At 68.3% G+C, this 17,714-nt stretch carries 16 protein-coding genes; 11 read left to right on the top strand and 5 right to left on the bottom strand.

The window, feature by feature from the left end; genetic code table 11:
- Positions 1–57: 57 nt before the first annotated feature.
- On the top strand, positions 58–1,218 hold the full coding sequence (locus tag ACZ5QD_RS08790; RefSeq protein WP_464367226.1) for a DoxX family protein: 1,161 nt from the start codon (positions 58–60) through the stop codon (positions 1,216–1,218).
- Positions 1,219–1,300: 82 nt separating this feature from the next.
- On the opposite strand, the gene ilvD is transcribed toward ACZ5QD_RS08790, so the two are convergent.
- From ilvD to ACZ5QD_RS08775, 3 genes are all read right to left on the bottom strand, one after another.
- Entirely contained in the window at positions 1,301–3,145 is a 1,845-nt protein-coding gene (gene ilvD, locus ACZ5QD_RS08785) for a dihydroxy-acid dehydratase (RefSeq protein WP_045538712.1), read from the bottom strand.
- Between the two features lie 146 nt (positions 3,146–3,291).
- Positions 3,292–4,629: a magnesium transporter gene (mgtE, locus tag ACZ5QD_RS08780; RefSeq protein WP_006895931.1), complete on the bottom strand. Its 1,338-nt coding sequence runs from the start codon at positions 4,627–4,629 to the stop codon at positions 3,292–3,294.
- 50 nt (positions 4,630–4,679) lie between these two features.
- A complete protein-coding gene (locus ACZ5QD_RS08775; RefSeq protein ID WP_006895932.1) occupies positions 4,680–5,087 on the bottom strand; it encodes a PH domain-containing protein in 408 nt (135 codons plus the stop codon).
- Positions 5,088–5,395: 308 nt separating this feature from the next.
- Between ACZ5QD_RS08775 and ACZ5QD_RS08770 the strand changes: the two genes are divergently transcribed.
- The 5 genes from ACZ5QD_RS08770 (at position 5,396) to ACZ5QD_RS08750 (ending at position 10,094) form a co-directional block, all read left to right on the top strand.
- Positions 5,396–7,303, top strand: coding sequence for an acetolactate synthase large subunit (locus tag ACZ5QD_RS08770; protein WP_081598085.1), 1,908 nt, complete (start codon positions 5,396–5,398; stop codon positions 7,301–7,303).
- Complete coding sequence (gene ilvN / locus ACZ5QD_RS08765; RefSeq protein WP_006895934.1) at positions 7,300–7,800, top strand: acetolactate synthase small subunit; 501 nt, start codon at positions 7,300–7,302, stop codon at positions 7,798–7,800. The genes ACZ5QD_RS08770 and ilvN overlap by 4 nt, the downstream gene beginning before the upstream one ends.
- Before the next feature lie 130 nt (positions 7,801–7,930).
- The gene (gene ilvC, locus ACZ5QD_RS08760) at positions 7,931–8,932 is read left to right on the top strand and encodes a ketol-acid reductoisomerase (protein ID WP_174302284.1); all 1,002 of its coding nucleotides are present in this window, start codon (positions 7,931–7,933) and stop codon (positions 8,930–8,932) included.
- Between the two features lie 149 nt (positions 8,933–9,081).
- Positions 9,082–9,522, top strand: a complete 441-nt coding sequence (locus ACZ5QD_RS08755) for an SRPBCC family protein (RefSeq protein ID WP_006895936.1) — start codon at positions 9,082–9,084, stop codon at positions 9,520–9,522.
- 122 nt (positions 9,523–9,644) lie between these two features.
- The gene (locus tag ACZ5QD_RS08750; protein WP_006895937.1) at positions 9,645–10,094 is read left to right on the top strand and encodes an SRPBCC family protein; all 450 of its coding nucleotides are present in this window, start codon (positions 9,645–9,647) and stop codon (positions 10,092–10,094) included.
- An 82-nt stretch (positions 10,095–10,176) separates the two neighbouring features.
- On the opposite strand, the gene ACZ5QD_RS08745 is transcribed toward ACZ5QD_RS08750, so the two are convergent.
- Entirely contained in the window at positions 10,177–10,842 is a 666-nt protein-coding gene (locus tag ACZ5QD_RS08745) for a trypsin-like serine protease (protein WP_006895938.1), read from the bottom strand.
- A gap of 277 nt (positions 10,843–11,119) precedes the next feature.
- Between ACZ5QD_RS08745 and serA the strand changes: the two genes are divergently transcribed.
- From serA to ACZ5QD_RS08730, 3 genes are all read left to right on the top strand, one after another.
- Complete coding sequence (serA, locus tag ACZ5QD_RS08740; RefSeq protein ID WP_006895939.1) at positions 11,120–12,715, top strand: phosphoglycerate dehydrogenase; 1,596 nt, start codon at positions 11,120–11,122, stop codon at positions 12,713–12,715.
- Positions 12,716–12,729: 14 nt separating this feature from the next.
- Positions 12,730–13,740 (top strand): 3-isopropylmalate dehydrogenase, encoded by a 1,011-nt coding sequence (locus ACZ5QD_RS08735; RefSeq protein ID WP_039867232.1) that lies wholly within the window; start codon positions 12,730–12,732, stop codon positions 13,738–13,740.
- Positions 13,741–13,842: 102 nt separating this feature from the next.
- Positions 13,843–14,790, top strand: coding sequence for a hypothetical protein (locus ACZ5QD_RS08730; protein WP_062366963.1), 948 nt, complete (start codon positions 13,843–13,845; stop codon positions 14,788–14,790).
- Here ACZ5QD_RS08730 and ACZ5QD_RS08725 read toward each other — a convergent pair.
- Positions 14,768–15,988 (bottom strand): MFS transporter, encoded by a 1,221-nt coding sequence (locus tag ACZ5QD_RS08725; protein WP_278124385.1) that lies wholly within the window; start codon positions 15,986–15,988, stop codon positions 14,768–14,770. The two genes, ACZ5QD_RS08730 and ACZ5QD_RS08725, sit on opposite strands and share 23 nt — an antisense overlap.
- A 112-nt stretch (positions 15,989–16,100) precedes the next feature.
- On the opposite strand from ACZ5QD_RS08725, the gene ACZ5QD_RS08720 reads away from it, so the two are divergent.
- The gene (locus ACZ5QD_RS08720; protein WP_062366961.1) at positions 16,101–16,871 is read left to right on the top strand and encodes a fumarylacetoacetate hydrolase family protein; all 771 of its coding nucleotides are present in this window, start codon (positions 16,101–16,103) and stop codon (positions 16,869–16,871) included.
- Positions 16,868–17,701 (top strand): alpha/beta fold hydrolase, encoded by an 834-nt coding sequence (locus ACZ5QD_RS08715; RefSeq protein WP_045539419.1) that lies wholly within the window; start codon positions 16,868–16,870, stop codon positions 17,699–17,701. Before ACZ5QD_RS08720 ends, ACZ5QD_RS08715 begins: the two co-directional genes overlap by 4 nt.
- The last annotated feature ends 13 nt before the right edge of the window (positions 17,702–17,714 follow it).

The raw sequence follows: 17,714 nt of genomic DNA, 5'->3' as shown, positions 1-17,714 counted from the left end.
AAATCGTCGGGTGCCGCTCGGCCCTCACGCGGGCGCACGGCCATAGAGTCGGTAACCGTGAGTAGTTCCGATGACAAGCCAGGGACCGGAGGGGATCCGTCGGCTGCGGGCAGTCCGTACGATGAACCGACCGACGCCATCGAGCGACCTCGGGTGCGTCGGCCGAAGCCCGACAACGACAGCTTCTTCGACAGGCACGGCCGCAGGCCGGAGCCCGCGGTTCAGGATGCGATCGACGAGAAGGCCGCACGCGAGGAGGCCGTCGAACTCGACGAGTCGCCCACTGAGACGCTGCCGGTCACCGAGCCGACCGAACCCGTAGCCACGCTGCCCGACGGCTCACCGCCGGACGATGACGCGAAGACCGCGGTGATCATCAGTTCGGGGGGTGCCGCGGCCACGGAGAGCCCGATCAAGAAGAGCTCGTCGGACGAGCCGGTGCACACCGAGCCCTTCGCCGACGACGAGGACGACGGTGAGGACCCCGGCGAGCGCAGGGGATACGCGGAGCATCTCACCGAACCGCCGCTGCCTTACATCGAGCCGCAGCCCACCGCACCGCTGCTCGAGCCCGAAGACGACTACGTGGGGGCACCGCAGCCGCGCGACGAAGAGGAGTACGTCGCCCAGGCTCCGGAGCCGGTGATCCGGCGCGGAACGCTCGATCTCGGCTTGCTCATTCTGCGCGTGGTGGTGGGCGTGACGTTCACCCTGCACGGTCTCCAGAAGCTCACCGGCTGGTTGAACGGACCCGGGCCGGACGGCTTCGCGCAGTTCCTCGCCAACAAGCCGAATCCCGGCATCGGGTTCCACGACAACGCCACGACGGCGCTCTCACTCGTCGCCGGAGTCAGCGAGACCGCGGGCGGCATCCTGCTGATCCTGGGGCTGCTGACGCCGATCGCCGGGGCGGCGGTACTGAGCAGCATCCTGGTGGCAGGCACCTACAAGGCGACGCTCGCCGGCGGCCTCTGGTTCTTCTCGGCCGACGGCGGAGGCAACGGGCTCGAACTGGAGATCGTGCTGGCCGCCGCGGCGGCGGCGCTGATCCTCACCGGGCCCGGCACCTACTCCTTCGACCGTCGCTGGGGATGGTCGCGCAGGCCGGCCTGGGGTTCGGCCGCCTGGTTCATCGTCGGCGTCGGCGTCGCCGTGGCCGTCTGGATCGTTTTCAACGGCACCAATCCGCTCGATTCGCCGGGGAACCCGACGTCCTGACGCACTCCTGAACTCATATGCCGTATTCCGTGACCCGAATCGGGTCACGGAATACGGCATGAGTGCTTTCAGCCGACAGTGTTCAGTCGACGACGCGGACGGCGCCCTTGTCGGCGGAGGCCGCGAGCTTCGCGTACGCGCGAAGCGCCTTGGTGACCGGACGCTGGCGGTCGCGCGGCGTCCACGGGTGCTCGGAGGCTTCCATCTTGGCGCGACGCTCCGCCAGGGTCTCGTCGTCGACGAGGACCTTGAGGGTGCGGGATTTCACATCGATGAGGATCTCGTCGCCGTTCTCCACCAGACCGATGTCGCCGCCGGCCGCCGCCTCCGGGGAGGCGTGGCCGATCACCAGGCCCGACGATCCGCCCGAGAAGCGGCCGTCGGTGACCAGACCGCACTTCTTCCCCATGCCGGTGCCCTTCATGAAGGCCGTCGGATGCAGCATCTCCTGCATGCCGGGCCCGCCGGCGGGCCCCTCGTAACGGATCACCAGCACCTCGCCCGCCTGCAGTTCCTTCGACAGGATGGCGTGCACCGCGTCCTCCTGGCTCTCGACGACGCGCGCCGGGCCCTGGAAGTGCCACAGCGACTCGTCGACGCCGGCGGTCTTCAGGATGGCGCCGTCGCGGGCCAGGTTGCCGTGCAGCACGCACAGTCCGCCTTCGACGGTGTAGGCGTGCTCCTTGTCGCGGATGCAGCCGTCGGCGGCATCGGTGTCGAGCGACTCCCAGCGGTTGGAGGTGGAGAAGGGTTCGGTGGTGCGGACGCCGCCCGGGGCCGCGTGGAACAGTTCGATCGCCTGATCGGTGGCCGTGCCGCCACGGATGTCCCAGTCGGCGAGGTAGCTCTCGAGCGACGGCGCGTGAACGGGATGGACGTCGGTGTTGAGCAGACCGGCGCGGTTCAGCTCACCGAGGATCGCGGGGATGCCGCCGGCGCGATGCACGTGCTCCATGTAGTACTTCGGTGAATTGGGCGCCACCTTGGCCAGGCACGGAACGTTACGTGAGATGCGGTCGATGTCCTTCAGATCGAAGTCCACCTCGCCCTCCTGGGCCGCGGCCAGGATGTGCAGAACGGTGTTGGTGGATCCGCCCATCGCCACGTCGAGCGCCATGGCGTTCTCGAAGGCCTGGCGGGTGGCGACGTTGCGCGGCAGCACCGACTCATCGTCGTCCTGGTAGTAGCGCTTCGCGATGTCGACGATCAGCTCGCCGGCGCGCGTGAACAGGTCGCGGCGTGCGACCTGGGTGGCCAGCGTCGATCCGTTGCCGGGCAGCGACAGCCCGAGCGCTTCGGTGAGGCAGTTCATCGAGTTGGCGGTGAACATGCCGGAGCACGACCCGCACGTCGGACAGGCGGACCGCTCCACCTCCAGCAGTTCCTTGTCGTCGACGTTGCTGTCGGCGGACGCCGAGATCGCGTCGATCAGGTCGGTGCCCGGGCGCACGACGCCGTTGATGACGACCGATGTGCCCGCCTCCATCGGTCCGCCGGAGACGAACACGGTGGGGATGTTGAGACGCATCGCGGCGTTGAGCATGCCCGGCGTGATCTTGTCGCAGTTCGAGATGCAGACCAGGGCGTCGGCGGTGTGCGCGTTCACCATGTACTCGACGGAGTCGGCGATGATCTCACGGCTCGGCAGCGAGTACAGCATGCCGCCGTGACCCATCGCGATGCCGTCGTCGACGGCGATGGTGTGGAACTCCTTGGCCACGCCGCCGGCCTCGCGCACGGCGTCGGCGACGATCTCGCCGACGTTCTTCAGATGCACGTGACCCGGGACGAACTGGGTGTACGAGTTGGCGATCGCGATGATCGGCTTCCCGAAATCGTCGTCGGTCATACCGGTGGCGCGCCAGAGGGCGCGGGCGCCGGCGGCTTCACGGCCGACGGTTGTGGTGCGAGACCGCAGGGCTGGCATGGAATTCCTCGCTAGAAATCGCTGAACTGGACCCGGACGGGCTGACGATCCGGGATGTCCTTCAACTTTACGCTCAGCTGTCCAGAGTTATTCCCGGCCTCGGTACCGGCGACGCCGACGGCGGAATCCGCCGGGGCGCGGGGGCGTCAGATCTGCAGGACCGCCTTGGCGATCGAGAAGTAGATGATCAGACCCGTCGCATCGCAGAAGGTGGAGATGAACGGGGTGGAGAACACTGCGGGATCGACGTGGATGGAGCGCGCCACCAGCGGCATGATGCCGCCGACGGTCGCCGCGACCGTGCAGACCGAGAGGATGGTCAGCCCGATGACGGTACCGATGCCGATGTCGTAGACCAGTCCTGCGACGAGGAATCCGACGACGCCGAGGGCGGCGCCCATGGTGACGCCGACGCTCATCTCCTTGCCCGCGACTCGGACCACGTCGGAGGTGGTCACCTCGTCGGTGGCGAGCGCACGGGTCACCGTGGTCGCCGCCTGCGAGCCGGTGTTGCCGCCGATGCCGGTCAGGAGCGGAATGAACAGTGCGAGGGCCACCTTCTGCTCCAGAGTGCCCTCGAAGATCTCCAGGACGTTCACCGTGAGGATCGCCGAGATCGCCAGCACGAACAGCCACACCACTCGCGCGCGGGTGATCGCGAACGTCGAGGCCTGCAGGTACGGCGTCTTCAGCATCTCGCGGGCGCCGGCGCGCGCCTCGTCCTCGTCGCGGGCCGCTTCTACCACCTCGGCGGCGTCGTCGAGGGTCAGGACGCCGAGCAGTCGGTCCTCGTTGTCGACCACGGGCATCGCCATGATCGACCGGTCGATACAGCGCTGGGCGGCCGACTCGGCCGGTTCGGCGGCGTAGGCGAAGATCGGCGCCTTCGTGTGCTCGGCGACATCGGTGTCCGGATCCGAGAGCAGCAGATCGCGCAGGCTCGCCACGCCGATCAGGCGGCGCTGGTGGTCCACCACGGGCACCGTGTAGATGGTCTCGGCGTGCCGCCCGCGCGCCTTGATCCGCTCGATCGCCGTGCGGCAGTCGTCGTCGGGGAAGACGTGCACGAACTCCGGACTCATCCGGCGTCCCACCGACCCGCGCCGGAACCCCAGGACCACCGCCGTCGTCTCGCGCTCGGCGGGGGAGAGGGAGCGGATCAGCGCCTTGGCGACGTTCGCGGGGAGCTCGTCGAGCAGCTCCGCGCGGTCGTCGGGGTCCAGATGGTCGAAGGCGTCGGCCACCTCCGCGGTCCCGAGCGAACTGATCAACGCGGCCTGCGCGGTGGAGCTGAGGTCGTCGAAGACCTGCACGGCGTCGTCCTTGGCGAGCAGCCGGAAGGCGATGGTCCGGTCGCCCTCATCCATCGCGTCGAGGATCGCGGCGGCGTCCTGCGGGGCCAGTTGCGAGAGTTCGCGGCCCACGAACGCCAGCCGGCCGTCGTCGATGGCGCTCTGCAGGGCCTTGGCGGTGAGTGTCGTCATGGGCTCCGTGTCGGCGTCGTTGGCGGATGCGGGCGCGGCGAGCGCCCCGGTCAGCGAGCGGACAGTCGGGCGTCCCGCTCGGCGGCGAACGGATCGGGGATGCGGCCGCCGCTGGCGTTCGACAGCGCGGGCAGATCGGAGAAGCCGACCGCGGGCAGACGCACGCTCGATCCGTCTCGGGCCACCAGGCGCACCGCGCCCCAGCGCGGGAACCGGATGCCGTCGACGTCGTGCCACGGGAGGCGGCTGGTGCCGAAGGTGCCGACGGCGGTGACGCCCTGCTCGTCGACGATGGTGCGGAGCCGGTGAATCCACCACGCCAGCGCGATCGGCACGATGACAGTCCAGGCGAAGCCGGCGACCGAGATCCCCATCAGCATGATGACGAGCAGAAACGCGACCGGCACCGCGAAGTAAGCGATGCGCGAGATGGAGAAGACCTTGGACGACTCACTCATATTCCCCATTGTCTCACGCACCGCGCCGGGCGCAGGTCACAGCTTCGGGCGAGAGGGAATGATTTGACGCGAGACCCGGAACTGGCCTACTTTGTCCACGTGATGAATCAGAAGCTTCTCGTAGTAATCGGTCGGCGCGTCGACGCCTGATCGGTCACTTCGTAGACCTTCAGATACCAATTACGACGCGCCCCTCGCACAGCCTCGCTGGCGGGGGTTTTTTCTTGTCGGGAGCCGGACGAGAAGTCCCTCCGGCCTGATCGGGAATCGCGTGGAAGAGCAGAACACAAGAGGATGAGGATCGTGCAGTGAGTACTCCAACAGCACGCGGGTCGTCGACCCGACCGCAGTCGCCGTCCACCGAGGGCATGCGCTCACCGGGCGCCGTCGTCGCACCCGAACGGGTCACGGGCGCGCAGTCCGTGGTCCGGTCGCTCGAAGAGCTCGGCGTGGAGGTCGTGTTCGGCATTCCCGGCGGCGCCGTGCTCCCGGTCTACGACCCCCTGCTCGACTCGCAGCGGGTCCGGCACGTGCTCGTCCGTCACGAGCAGGGCGCCGGACACGCGGCCACCGGCTACGCACAGGTCGCCGGCCGTGCCGGCGTCATGATGGCGACGTCCGGCCCGGGCGCCACCAACCTGGTGACGCCGTTGGCCGACGCCCAGATGGACTCGGTCCCGGTGGTCGCGATCACCGGCCAGGTCGGGCGCTCGCTCATCGGCACCGACGGCTTCCAGGAAGCCGACATCTCCGGAATCACGATGCCGATCACCAAGCACAACTTCCTGGTCAGCAGCGCGGCGGAGATCCCCCGGATCATCGCCGAGGCCTTCTACATCGCGGAGTCGGGCCGGCCCGGCGCGGTGCTCGTCGACATCCCGAAGGACATCCTGCAGGCGCAGACCACGTTCTCGTGGCCGCCGCAGTTCGAACTGCCCGGCTACCGTCCGGTCACCAAGCCGCACGGCAAGCAGATCCGTGAGGCCGCGCGGATGATCGCGCAGTCGAAGCGTCCCGTGCTGTACGTCGGCGGCGGCGTCATCAAGGCCGAGGCCTCCGAGGAGCTGCGTGAACTCGCCGAACTGACCGGCATCCCCGTCGTCACGACGCTGATGGCGCGCGGCGCGTTCCCCGACAGCCACGATCTGCACATGGGCATGCCCGGCATGCACGGCGCGGTCGGCGCCGTCGCCGCCCTGCAGCGCAGCGATCTGCTGATCACCCTCGGCGCCCGCTTCGACGACCGGGTCACCGGACAGCTCTCGTCCTTCGCTCCGGAGGCCAAGGTGATCCACGCCGACGTCGATCCGGCGGAGATCGGCAAGAACCGCGAGGTCGACGTCCCGATCGTCGGTGACGCCAAGGCCGTCATCGCCGACTTGATCGAGGCCATCCGCGCCGACCTCGCCGCGGGCGGGGCCAAGCCGGACATGGTCGACTGGTGGGAGTACCTGCGGGACATCCGCAACACCTACCCGCTGAGCTACGACAAGCAGTCCGACGGCTCGTTGTCGCCGGAGTACGTCATCGAGCAGCTCGGCAAGGCCGCCGGCCCCGACGCCGTGTACGTCGCGGGCGTCGGCCAGCACCAGATGTGGGCCGCGCAGTTCGTCAAGTACGAGAAGCCGCGCACCTGGCTCAACTCGGGCGGCCTGGGAACGATGGGCTACTCGGTTCCGGCGGCGATGGGCGCCAAGGCCGCGGCTCCGGACAAGGAGGTCTGGGCGGTCGACGGCGACGGATGTTTCCAGATGACCAATCAGGAGCTGGCCACCTGCGCCATCGAGGGCTTCCCGATCAAGGTCGCACTGATCAACAACGGCAATCTCGGCATGGTCCGTCAGTGGCAGACGCTGTTCTACGACGAACGGTACTCCAACACCGATCTGGCGACGCACTCGCGGATGATCCCGGACTTCCTCAAGCTCGCCGAGGCGCTGGGCTGTGTCGCTTTCCGCGTGGAGCGCGAAGAGGACGTCGCACCGACGATCGCGAAGGCCCAGGAGATCAACGACCGCCCGGTGGTCATCGACTTCATCGTCGGCAAGGACGCCCAGGTGTGGCCGATGGTCGCCGCGGGCACCGGCAACGACGAGATCATGGCCGCGCGCGACATCCGGCCGCTGTTCGACGACGAGGAGTCGGCCGCCGACCCGGCGGAGATCCACGACGCCATGATTCGTGAGCAGGCCACGAGCGAAGGGAACCAGCAGTGAGCACCCATACTCTGAGCGTTCTGGTCGAAGACCGTCCGGGCGTGCTCGCCCGCGTCTCGGGCCTGTTCTCCCGGCGCGGATTCAACATCGAGTCCCTCGCCGTCGGTCCCACCGAGCTGAAGGGCATCTCGCGGATGACCATCATGGTCTCGGTGGAGGACTTCCCGCTGGAGCAGGTCACCAAGCAGCTCAACAAGCTCGTCAACGTGATCAAGATCGTGGAGCAGGAGCCGGCGAACTCGGTCTCCCGCGAACTGATGCTGATCAAGGTCCGCGCCGACGCGTCCAACCGGAGCGAAGTGATCGACGTGGTGAATCTGTTCCGCGCCAAGGTCGTCGACGTCTCACCGGAGTCGGTGACCGTCGAGGCCACCGGAACCTCGGACAAGCTCGAGGCACTCCTGCGGATGCTGGACCCGTACGGCATCCGGGAGATCGCGCAGTCGGGCGGTGTCACGCTCGGCCGCGGCCCCAAGAGCATGTCCGCCAACCGCTGACATCTCGAGCTCGGTTCGCCGAGTGAAGCGTCAGACCCCGGTCGCGGCCACCGTCACACCGACGGGTTGAATGGTCACGACACACAACACAAATATTTCGTATTGAAGGGATTCCACTGTGGCAGTCGAGATGTTCTACGACGATGACGCCGACCTGTCGATCATCCAGGGCCGCAAGGTGGCCGTGATCGGTTACGGCAGCCAGGGCCACGCACACTCGCTGTCGCTGCGCGACTCGGGTGTCGAGGTCGCCATCGGTCTGCGCGAGGGCTCCAAGTCCCGCGAGAAGGCGGCCGAGCAGGGGCTGAAGGTCATGACCGCGGCGGAGGCCGCCGCCTGGGCCGACGTCATCATGCTGCTGGCTCCGGACACCAGCCAGGCGCAGATCTTCACCGATGACATCGCACCGAACCTGAACGACGGCGACGCGCTGTTCTTCGGGCACGGCCTCAACATCCACTTCGACCTGATCAAGCCGCCGGCCAACGTGACCGTCGCGATGGTCGCGCCGAAGGGACCGGGCCACCTGGTCCGCCGTCAGTTCGTCGACGGCAAGGGCGTCCCGGCGCTCATCGCCGTCGATCAGGACCCGAAGGGCGAGGCCCAGGCGCTGGCGCTGAGCTACGCCAAGGGCATCGGCGGTACCCGCGCCGGCGTCATCAAGACCACCTTCAAGGAAGAGACCGAGACCGACCTCTTCGGTGAGCAGGCCGTGCTCTGCGGCGGCACCGAGGAGCTGGTCAAGACCGGTTTCGAGGTCATGGTGGAGGCCGGCTACGCACCGGAGATGGCCTACTTCGAGGTCCTGCACGAGCTCAAGCTGATCGTCGACCTCATGTACGAGGGCGGCATCGCCCGCATGAACTACTCGGTCTCGGACACCGCTGAGTTCGGCGGCTACCTGTCGGGCCCGCGCGTCATCGACGCCGACACCAAGGAGCGCATGCGCGCCATCCTGAAGGACATTCAGGACGGCACCTTCGTCAAGCGTCTCGTCGCCAACGTCGAGGGCGGCAACAAGGAACTCGAGGCGCTGCGCAAGCAGAACGCCGAGCACCCGATCGAGGTCACCGGCCAGAAGCTGCGCGACCTGATGAGCTGGGTCGACCGCCCCATCACCGAGACCGCCTGAGTCTCAGCGGCCACCGCCGGCGCACCTCTTCGACGACCCCGCACCCGATCCCGGGTGCGGGGTCGTCCGCGTTCGCCGGCGGGATGCCCTCGCTACCATGCTGCGCAGTGCTGCGGCGACCGCGCGCGGCGACGAGAAGGGGAGAACAGATGGGCGAAGTCCGGCATGAGGCAGTCATCGGGGCCCCACGCGAGGCGGTGTTCTCGTACGTGGACGACTACCGGAACGTGCCCGAGTACATGTTCGGGGTCGGTCGGTTCACGCCGACCACCGAGGTGACACACGGCCAGGACTCCGAGTTCGAGACGGCCATCCGGGTCGGCCCGAAGGAATTGACGTCGACGGTGCGCTGTACCGAATGGATCGACGGACAACTGATCAGGCTCGAGTCGGTGAAGGGCTTCGGCGCCGACACCGCGTGGACGTTCGCCGACGGTGACGAGCCGGGTACCACCGTCCTCCGGGTCGTGTTCGGGTACACGCTGCCCGGCGGGCTCGCGGGCAAGGTGCTCGGCGGACTGATCGGCCCCTTCGCCGAACAGGGCGTGAAGCATACGGAGGCGAAGATCAGGGCGGCCGTCGAGGACTGACCGGCGGCGATCCCGGGGGGCGGATCAACCTTGCCATCGGCGCATGGCATTGTGGTGTGCACAACATCGGGCACACCGCAATGCCCGTTCGACCGCAACCGATCGATCCCCAGGAGTCACCAATGCCGGGAGTTCGCCAGACCGTGACCACCGAGGCGTCGCGCGACCGCGTGTTCGCGTACGTCGACGATTACCGAAACGTTCCGAGCTGGATGTTCGGCGTCACCCGGTTCACACCCGTCACCGACCACACGTCCGGGCTCGGCGCCACGTACGAGGCCTGCATGAAGATCGGTCCGAAGAACCTCACATCCACCCTTCGGGTCACCGAGTGGGTGGAGAACGAGTGCGTCGTCCTCACCTCCATCGCCGGCTTCGACGTGCGGACCGGCTGGCGGTTCGCCGACGGCGCCGACGGGCAGACCGTGGTGGATGTGAACTTCGACTACGACCTGCCGGGCGGCCTGGCGGGCAGGGCGCTCGGTGCGATCATCGAGCCCGTCGTCGGCCAGGCGGTGAGGCAGACCGAGGCGGCGCTCCGGGCCGCGGTGGAGAGCAGCGACGCCGCCTGAGCGCGCGCACCGGCACAGACAGACGTCGGGCCCCGAGACGGAAGGTCTCGGGGCCCGGCGTCGTTTCGTCGGCTGCTTCGGGCTACACCGGCTTGAAGTTGTTGTAGCCGATCTTGTTGAGCCGGTTCAGGATCGTCTTGGCGTTGGTCCCGGTCTCCGGTCCCAGGCACGACAGGAAGTAGTAGGCGTTGACCATGCCGACCAGCTGATCTCCGACCACCACGGGGCTGCCCGAATCGCCCTCGATGACGCACATCTGGCTGAAGTGCGAGGTGCCGTCGGAGAACCAGGTGACGCCGCAGGTGTTGCCGGTGGTGCGACCTTCCTTGCACAGGATGGTCGGGAACTGGACCGGGGTGGTGTTGACCTTGCGGATCGTGACACCGCGCACGGTGCGCGTCGGAGCGACGTTCGAGTTGAGCGCGATCACCGCGACGTCGATGTCCGACGCCGAGTAGACGACCGTGCCGATCTGGCCGCGGCTCTGGAAGCTCTCCGAGATCACTCGCTGACCGGGCTTGCCGCAGTGGCCGGCGGTGACGGCGATGAGCTGTCCCTTTCGCGGCCCGGTGGTCGGACGGCCCACGGTGGTCACCGTGCACGCCGCCGCGCTGTTCCCTCCCTTGAGGACGAGGATCCCGGACCCGCCGCCGAGCGGAACCTTGGGTGCGGCATCGGCGGTACCGACTCCGACCAGTGACAACAGGCCGGCGGCGAGAACCGCGAGCAGCACCGTCAACTTCTTCATTGCATCTCCGCTCAGTACTTGTCGAGGCCGCGTATGTCTTCACGGGCGACGTGCCTACCTTAAGTGCCCTCCGGGGCAACGCCCAATGCCCGCCTCAGATACCGCTGCAGTTGTGACGGAAATGAGACGACGTCAGCAATGTACACGCGCCCAGGTGTCGGGCACCACATTCGCATCGGGGCGGATGTGCCCGCGCGGCGCCGGGGAATTACGATGGCGGGGCAAGTCTTGGGTGCCGGACCTGGCACTCTTCACCGGAAGAAACCTGGAGAATGCAGTGACCGAAAGCGGCCGTCCAGTTGTCCTCATCGCTGACAAGCTCGCCCCCTCGACGGTGGAAGCCCTCGGCTCCGACGTCGAGGTGCGCTGGGTAGACGGCCCTGATCGCCCGAAGCTGCTCGAAGCAGTGGTCGACGCCGACGCCATTCTGGTGCGTTCGGCGACCACCGTGGACGCCGAAGTCCTCGATGCGGGTAAGAATCTGAAGATCATCGCTCGCGCAGGCGTCGGCCTGGACAACGTCGACGTGCCGTCGGCCACTGAGCGCGGCGTCATGGTCGTCAACGCTCCCACGTCCAACATCCATTCGGCGGCCGAGCATGCGATCGCCCTGCTGATGTCGACTGCTCGTCAGGTCCCGGCCGCCGACGCCACGCTCAAGGAACACACCTGGAAGCGCTCGTCGTTCTCCGGCGTGGAGGTCTTCGACAAGACCGTCGGCGTCATCGGGCTCGGCCGCATCGGTCAGCTGGTCGCCCAGCGACTGGCCGCCTTCGAGGCCAAGATCATCGCGTACGACCCCTACGCCTCGGCGGCCCGTGCGGCACAGCTGGGCATCGAGCTGGTCGGCCTCGACGAACTCCTCGAACGCGCCGACTTCATCACCATCCACCTGCCCAAGACCAAGGAGACCGCTGGCCTCATCGGCGCCGAGCAGCTCGCCAAGGTCAAGGACGGCGTCATCATCGTCAATGCCGCTCGCGGCGGGCTGATCGACGAGCAGGCCCTGGCCGACGCCATCAAGGCCGGCAGGGTCCGCGGCGCGGGCCTGGACGTCTTCGACTCCGAGCCCTGCACCGACTCCCCGCTGTTCGACCTCGACCAGGTCGTCGTGACGCCGCATCTCGGCGCCTCCACCGCCGAGGCCCAGGACCGCGCGGGCACCGACGTCGCCGCCAGTGTGAAGCTGGCGCTGGCCGGACACTTCGTGCCGGACGCGGTGAACATCACGGGCGGTCCGGTCGACGACGAGGTGGCGCCGTGGCTGGAGCTGTCGCGCAAGCTCGGCGTCCTGGCCGGCGTCGTCGCGGGCGGCATGCCGACCAACCTGACCGTCGAGGTGCGCGGCGAACTCGCCGCCAGCCCGGTCGACGTGCTCGGCCTCTCGGCGCTGCGCGGACTGTTCTCGGCCGTCGTCGACGAGCCGGTCACCTTCGTGAACGCCCCGGCAGTCGCCGGTGAGCGCGGCGTGAGCCACGACGTCGTCACCGAGACCGAGAGCCCCAACCACCGCAGCCAGGTGGACGTGCGCGCGGTCTTCGCCGACGGCAGCATCGTCAACGTCGCCGGAACGCTGACCGGACCGCAGCAGGTTCAGAAGATCGTGAACATCAACGGCCGTAACTTCGACCTCCGCGCCGAGGGCCGCAACCTGCTCGTGAGCTACGCCGACCAGCCCGGTTCGCTCGGCAAGATCGGCACCGTGCTCGGTGACGCCGGTGTCGACATCATCGCCGCCGCCCTGGCCCAGGACGTGGAGGGCAACGGCGCGACCATGATCCTGCGGCTCGACCGCGAACTCGACGACGCGCTGGTCGCGGCGGTCGGCGACGCCGTCTCGGCCACCCTCATCAAGCAGGTGGACCTGTCGTGAGCCAGGGCAAGCCGATGAGACTCGCTGTCATCCCCGGTGACGGGATCGGACCCGAGGTGGTCGACCAGGCGCTTCGCGTGCTGCGCAAGCTGCACCCCGACGTCGAGACCACCGAATACGACTTCGGTGCACGCCGCTACCACGCGACCGGTGAACTGCTCACCGACGAGGACATCGCCTCGCTGCGTGAGCACGATGCGATCCTGCTGGGCGCCATCGGTGACCCGTCGGTCCCGTCGGGCACGCTGGAACGCGGCTTCCTGCTGAAGATGCGGTTCATTCTCGATCATCACGTCAACCTGCGGCCGTCGGTGCTCTACGAGGGCGTCGCCTCGCCGCTCGCAGGCGATCCGAAGATCGATTTCGTCGTGGTCCGCGAAGGCACCGAGGGGCCGTACACCGGCAACGGCGGCGCGATCCGGGTGGGCACACCGCACGAGGTGGCGACCGAGGTCAGTGTCAACACCCGGTTCGGCATCGAGCGCGTGATCCGCGACGCCTTCGCTCGCGCGCAGTCCCGGCGCAAGAAGCTGACGCTGGTGCACAAGAACAACGTGCTCACCTTCGCCGGCGGCATGTGGACCCGTGCGGTCGAGGAGATCGGCAAGGAGTTCCCCGAGGTCGCGACGGACTACATTCACGTCGACGCGGCGACCATCTACATGGTCACCGACCCGGGGCGCTTCGACGTGATCGTCACCGACAACCTCTTCGGCGACATCATCACCGACCTGGCGGCGGCGGTGTCCGGCGGCATCGGCCTGGCGGCGTCGGGCAACATCGACGCCACTCGCGCCAACCCGTCGATGTTCGAGCCGGTGCACGGCAGCGCGCCCGACATCGCCGGACAGAACATCGCGGACCCCACCGCGGCCATTCTGTCCGTGGCACTGCTGCTCCGCCACCTGGGCGACGATGAGGGCGCGGCACGCGTGGAGAAGGCCGTCGCGGCCGATGTGGCGACCCGCGGATCCTCCCGCGGTTCCACCTCGGAGGTCGGCGACCGGATCCTCGCCGGCGTCTGACGACGATCAGTCTGCGAACGGCCCCGGCGCTTGCGCGTCGGGGCCGTTCCTCTCGCGGGTCAGGTACCGGGATCCGGCGATCGCTCGGCTACCGTGACGAGTATGAGTGAATCTGCCCGGCGGACGATCGGACCGCTGGTTGTGCTGCTGGTGGGTGTCGTCGGGTGCGCACTGCTCGCGATCTGGTCCTCGGATCTGCCGGATCGGGTGGCCTCGCACTTCGGCGCCGACGGCGCCGACGGATTCTCGTCGATCACCGAGTTGATCGTGCTCACGGCGGCGACCGCCGTGGTCGGCGCCGTGATCGCAGGGGTCGGCGCCTTCGTGGTGAAGGAGCCGGTCACCTCGCGGATCGTGACCGGGATCGGAACCGGAACCGCGACCTTCGTGATTGCGGTGACGATCTGGATCACCGGCCGCCAGCGAGGGCTCGACGACGCATCGTCGGCGACGGCACCGGTCTGGCTGACGGCGGTCTGCGGCGTCGGTGCCTTGGTTCTCGCGGTCGCCGTCGCCTACGCCACGCCGGTCCGGCCGGTCGGATACGGCCGCACGGCCCCCGTGGGCGAGGTGCCGGTCGCGCACGACGGGCAGCGCAGCTGGACGGGAACGGCGTCCGTGGGCGCGGGTGGCCTGGTGACCGTCGGAGCGGCCGTCGCCGTGCTGTGCGGGCTGGGTGTGGTGATGGCGAACTGGTATCTGCTCGGTGTGGCGGTGCTGGTCGCCGCCGTCGGGCTGGCATTGACCGGTTCGATACAGGTGAGCGTGTCCGAGGACGGCTTCAGGGCGGCGAGTCGGATCGGCTGGCCGGTGATCGCCATGCCGCTCTCGGAGATCCGGCGCGCCGAGGTCGTGGAGGTCAACGCGCTCCGTGACTTCGGCGGCTGGGGTTACCGGGTCTCGGGTCGGCGGAATCTGCGCGGCGCCAAGGGGTTCGTGCTGCGGTCAGGTCAGGCGCTGCTGGTGGTCGGTGACGACCGTCGCGAGGTGGTCGTGGTCGACGGCGCCGCCGACGCCGCGGGCGTCCTCAACGCACTGGTGTCTCGCTGATCCGGGGAGTGCGGTCGCGGGGCACGAGGGGGATCGCGATGACGGGTGCGATCGCTGCGACGGCGAAGGCGGCCGAGTAGCCCGCTGCCTCGATCAGCGCGCCGAGCACGGGCGTGCTCGCCGCGGTCGTGACGTACTGGGCGGTGTTCTGCACACCGAGGGCGCGGCCGCTCCACGACGGCCCGGCGAACTCGGCGATCGCCGTGAACGCCAGTCCGTTGTCGGCCACCGAACTCACCGTCGCGACCACCATCACCGCCGCGGCCAGCGGAGAACCGATCCAGTCGGTCAGCGCCAGCAGCGCGGTTCCGGCTCCCGCGGCCACGGCGATCACCCGGATCGGTCGCATCCTCGATCCCCAGACGTCGGATATCCGGCCGGCTGCGATGCGTCCCAGCGCGCCGACCACCTGTGTGGCGGTGACCAGGACACCGGCCCTCAGGGGCGACCACCCGTGCCCGACGATCAACCATGCCGGAACGAAGGTCCACAGCATCGACTGCGGGATCACCAGCAGGACGCTCACCGCGTGGACCCGCTGCAGAAATGTCGCCCCGCGATACGGATTCGCCGACGAGGCCGAGCCGGCGCCGCGTCCGATCGGGGGGTCGATGATCCCGAAGACCACGGCGATCAGCCCGAGCGCGGTGACGGCGACCGGCACCGCGAAGGCCGCCGTCAGTCCGGCCCGTGCGGCGAGCACCGGCATGGTGAGCGCGCAGACGGCGATGCCCAGTGGCTGCGCCATCTGCCGGATGCCCATCGCGGTGCCGCGCGAGGAGGCCGGGAACCATCCGACCACGATCCGTCCACTCGCACCGTTCGCCGCGCCCGCGCCCAGCCCGCCCACCAGCAGGGCCGCGGCCAGCGCGGTGAAGCCCGCGCCCGCCGCCGCGGCGGCCAGTGCGCCGATCGTTCCGGCCAGAGTGATCAGCAGGGAGACCGTCAGGACTCGGCGCTCGCCGAAGCGGTCCAGCGCCGCACCCCAGACGATGATCGTGAGGGTCAGGCCGATCGTCGGGATCGCCGCGAGCGTGGCCGCCGACGAGAGCGACATCCCCTGCGACCGATGCAGTTCCGGAATCACATAGGCCACTCCTGATGTGGCGCACGTCGTAGTCATCGCCGCCAGGAGCGAGCAGGCGAGCATCGTCCACGCTCTGACATCGGAGATGGATTCGGGGCGTCCCGGCATCATCGGCCTCCCGGTCGATCGGGTGAGACGCTGCGCCTTTGCGCTAGCGTCTCACATAGTGATATATCCGTTTCACATTCTAGAACCGTCCGACTCGTGCGTTAGCCTTGGGGCTATGAAATTGGGTCGTGTAGCCAGTCCTGACGGCGTCGCTTTCGTCGCCGTCGAAGGTGAGCCCGGGCAGGAGACGGCCCGGGAGATCGCTGAACATCCCTTCGGAACGCCCACGTTCACGGGGCGCTCATGGCAGTTGTCGCAGACGCGCATCCTCGCGCCGATCCTCGCGACCAAGATCATCGCCATCGGCAAGAACTACGCTGCGCACGCAGCCGAGATGGGCGGCGAGGCGCCGGCGGATCCGGTCATCTTCATGAAGCCGAACACCTCGATCATCGGTCCGGAGGCGCCCATCGTCCGCCCGCCGTCGTCCGAGCGCGTCGATTACGAGGGCGAACTCGCGATCGTGATCGGGCGCCCGTGCAAAGACGTCCCGGCGGCCAAGGCGGGCGAGGTGATCCTCGGTTACACGGTGGCGAACGATGTGACCGCCCGCGACCAGCAGCAGCACGACGGCCAGTGGACGAGGGGCAAGGGCTACGACACCTTCTGTCCGCTGGGGCCGTGGATCGTCACCGACTTCGACCCCTCCGACGTCCAGATCAAGACCGAGCTCGACGGTGAGGTGAAGCAGTCGAGCCGGACCTCGCTGATGCTGCACAGTGTCGGAGAGATCGTCGAATGGGTGTCGCGTGTGATGACGCTGCTGCCGGGCGACGTCATTCTCACGGGCACCCCGGAGGGGATCGGGCCGATGACCGCCGGTCAGCGCGTCTCGGTCTCCGTGGAGGGTATCGGGACGCTGAGCAACCCGGTGGTCGACAAGTGACCCGGCCCGCGCCGGCACGGCCTCAGACAGTGCGCGTCAACGGGATCAATGTGTCGTACACCGATGCCGGGTCGGGGCCTCTGGTGGTCATGGTGATGGGTACTGGGAGTCCCGGACGCGTGTGGCATGCGCACCAGCAGCCGGCACTCCTCAAGGCGGGCTACCGCGTCGTCACCTTCGACAACCGGGGTATCGCGCCCTCCAGCGAATGTGCCGAGGGCTTCTCGCTCGCCGACATGGTCGCCGACACCGCCGCCCTGATCGAGCATCTGGGCGGTCCCGCGCGGGTGGTCGGGACGTCGCTGGGCGCTCGGATCGCCCAGGAACTGGCGCTCGCCCGGCCGGATCTGGTGACTGCGGCGGTGATGCTCGCCACCTACGGGCGTCCGACCCCGATGCTCGAGGCCTTCTCGGCGGGGGAGCGGGAACTGTTCGACAAGAACATCACACTGCCCGATTCGTACCACGCCGCGCTCACGGCACATATGAATCTCTCGCCGCACACGCTCGCCGACGACCGCTCGGCGCGCGACTGGCTCGACATCATCGGCTTCAGCGGCCAGACGCGCGCGCCCGGCGTCCGCGCCCAGCTCGCGTTGCACGACCGCGAGCAGAACCGCCTTTCCGCGTACCGCGACATCGCGGCGCCGTGCCTCGTCGTGGGGTTCGCCGACGACCGGACGCTTCCGGCCTACCTGGCCAAAGAGGTATCCGAGGCGATTCCGGACGCCGAGTACCGTGAGGTGGCGCGAGCCGGTCACTACGGATACATCGAGCAGCCCGACGAGGTGAATTCGCTTATCCTCGAGTTCCTCAGCCGCCACAGATGATGGCGGGATCGGT

This window comes from Gordonia sp. J1A (assembly GCF_055393515.1).
Note: the sequence above shows the minus strand (reverse complement) of the source record. Positions and strands in the feature narration are given on the sequence as shown.

Bases quoted from the DNA above. Each gene is read 5' to 3' on its own strand.
- ilvD (WP_045538712.1), bottom strand. From the start codon at position 3,145: ATGCCAGCCCTGCGGTCTCGCACCACAACCGTCGGCCGTGAAGCCGCC.
- mgtE (WP_006895931.1), bottom strand. From the start codon at position 4,629: ATGACGACACTCACCGCCAAGGCCCTGCAGAGCGCCATCGACGACGGC.
- ACZ5QD_RS08775 (WP_006895932.1), bottom strand. From the start codon at position 5,087: ATGAGTGAGTCGTCCAAGGTCTTCTCCATCTCGCGCATCGCTTACTTC.
- ilvC (WP_174302284.1), top strand. From the start codon at position 7,931: ATGTTCTACGACGATGACGCCGACCTGTCGATCATCCAGGGCCGCAAG.
- ACZ5QD_RS08755 (WP_006895936.1), top strand. From the start codon at position 9,082: ATGGGCGAAGTCCGGCATGAGGCAGTCATCGGGGCCCCACGCGAGGCG.
- ACZ5QD_RS08750 (WP_006895937.1), top strand. From the start codon at position 9,645: ATGCCGGGAGTTCGCCAGACCGTGACCACCGAGGCGTCGCGCGACCGC.
- ACZ5QD_RS08745 (WP_006895938.1), bottom strand. From the start codon at position 10,842: ATGAAGAAGTTGACGGTGCTGCTCGCGGTTCTCGCCGCCGGCCTGTTG.
- ACZ5QD_RS08735 (WP_039867232.1), top strand. From the start codon at position 12,730: ATGAGACTCGCTGTCATCCCCGGTGACGGGATCGGACCCGAGGTGGTC.
- ACZ5QD_RS08730 (WP_062366963.1), top strand. From the start codon at position 13,843: ATGAGTGAATCTGCCCGGCGGACGATCGGACCGCTGGTTGTGCTGCTG.
- ACZ5QD_RS08725 (WP_278124385.1), bottom strand. From the start codon at position 15,988: ATGATGCCGGGACGCCCCGAATCCATCTCCGATGTCAGAGCGTGGACG.
- ACZ5QD_RS08720 (WP_062366961.1), top strand. From the start codon at position 16,101: ATGAAATTGGGTCGTGTAGCCAGTCCTGACGGCGTCGCTTTCGTCGCC.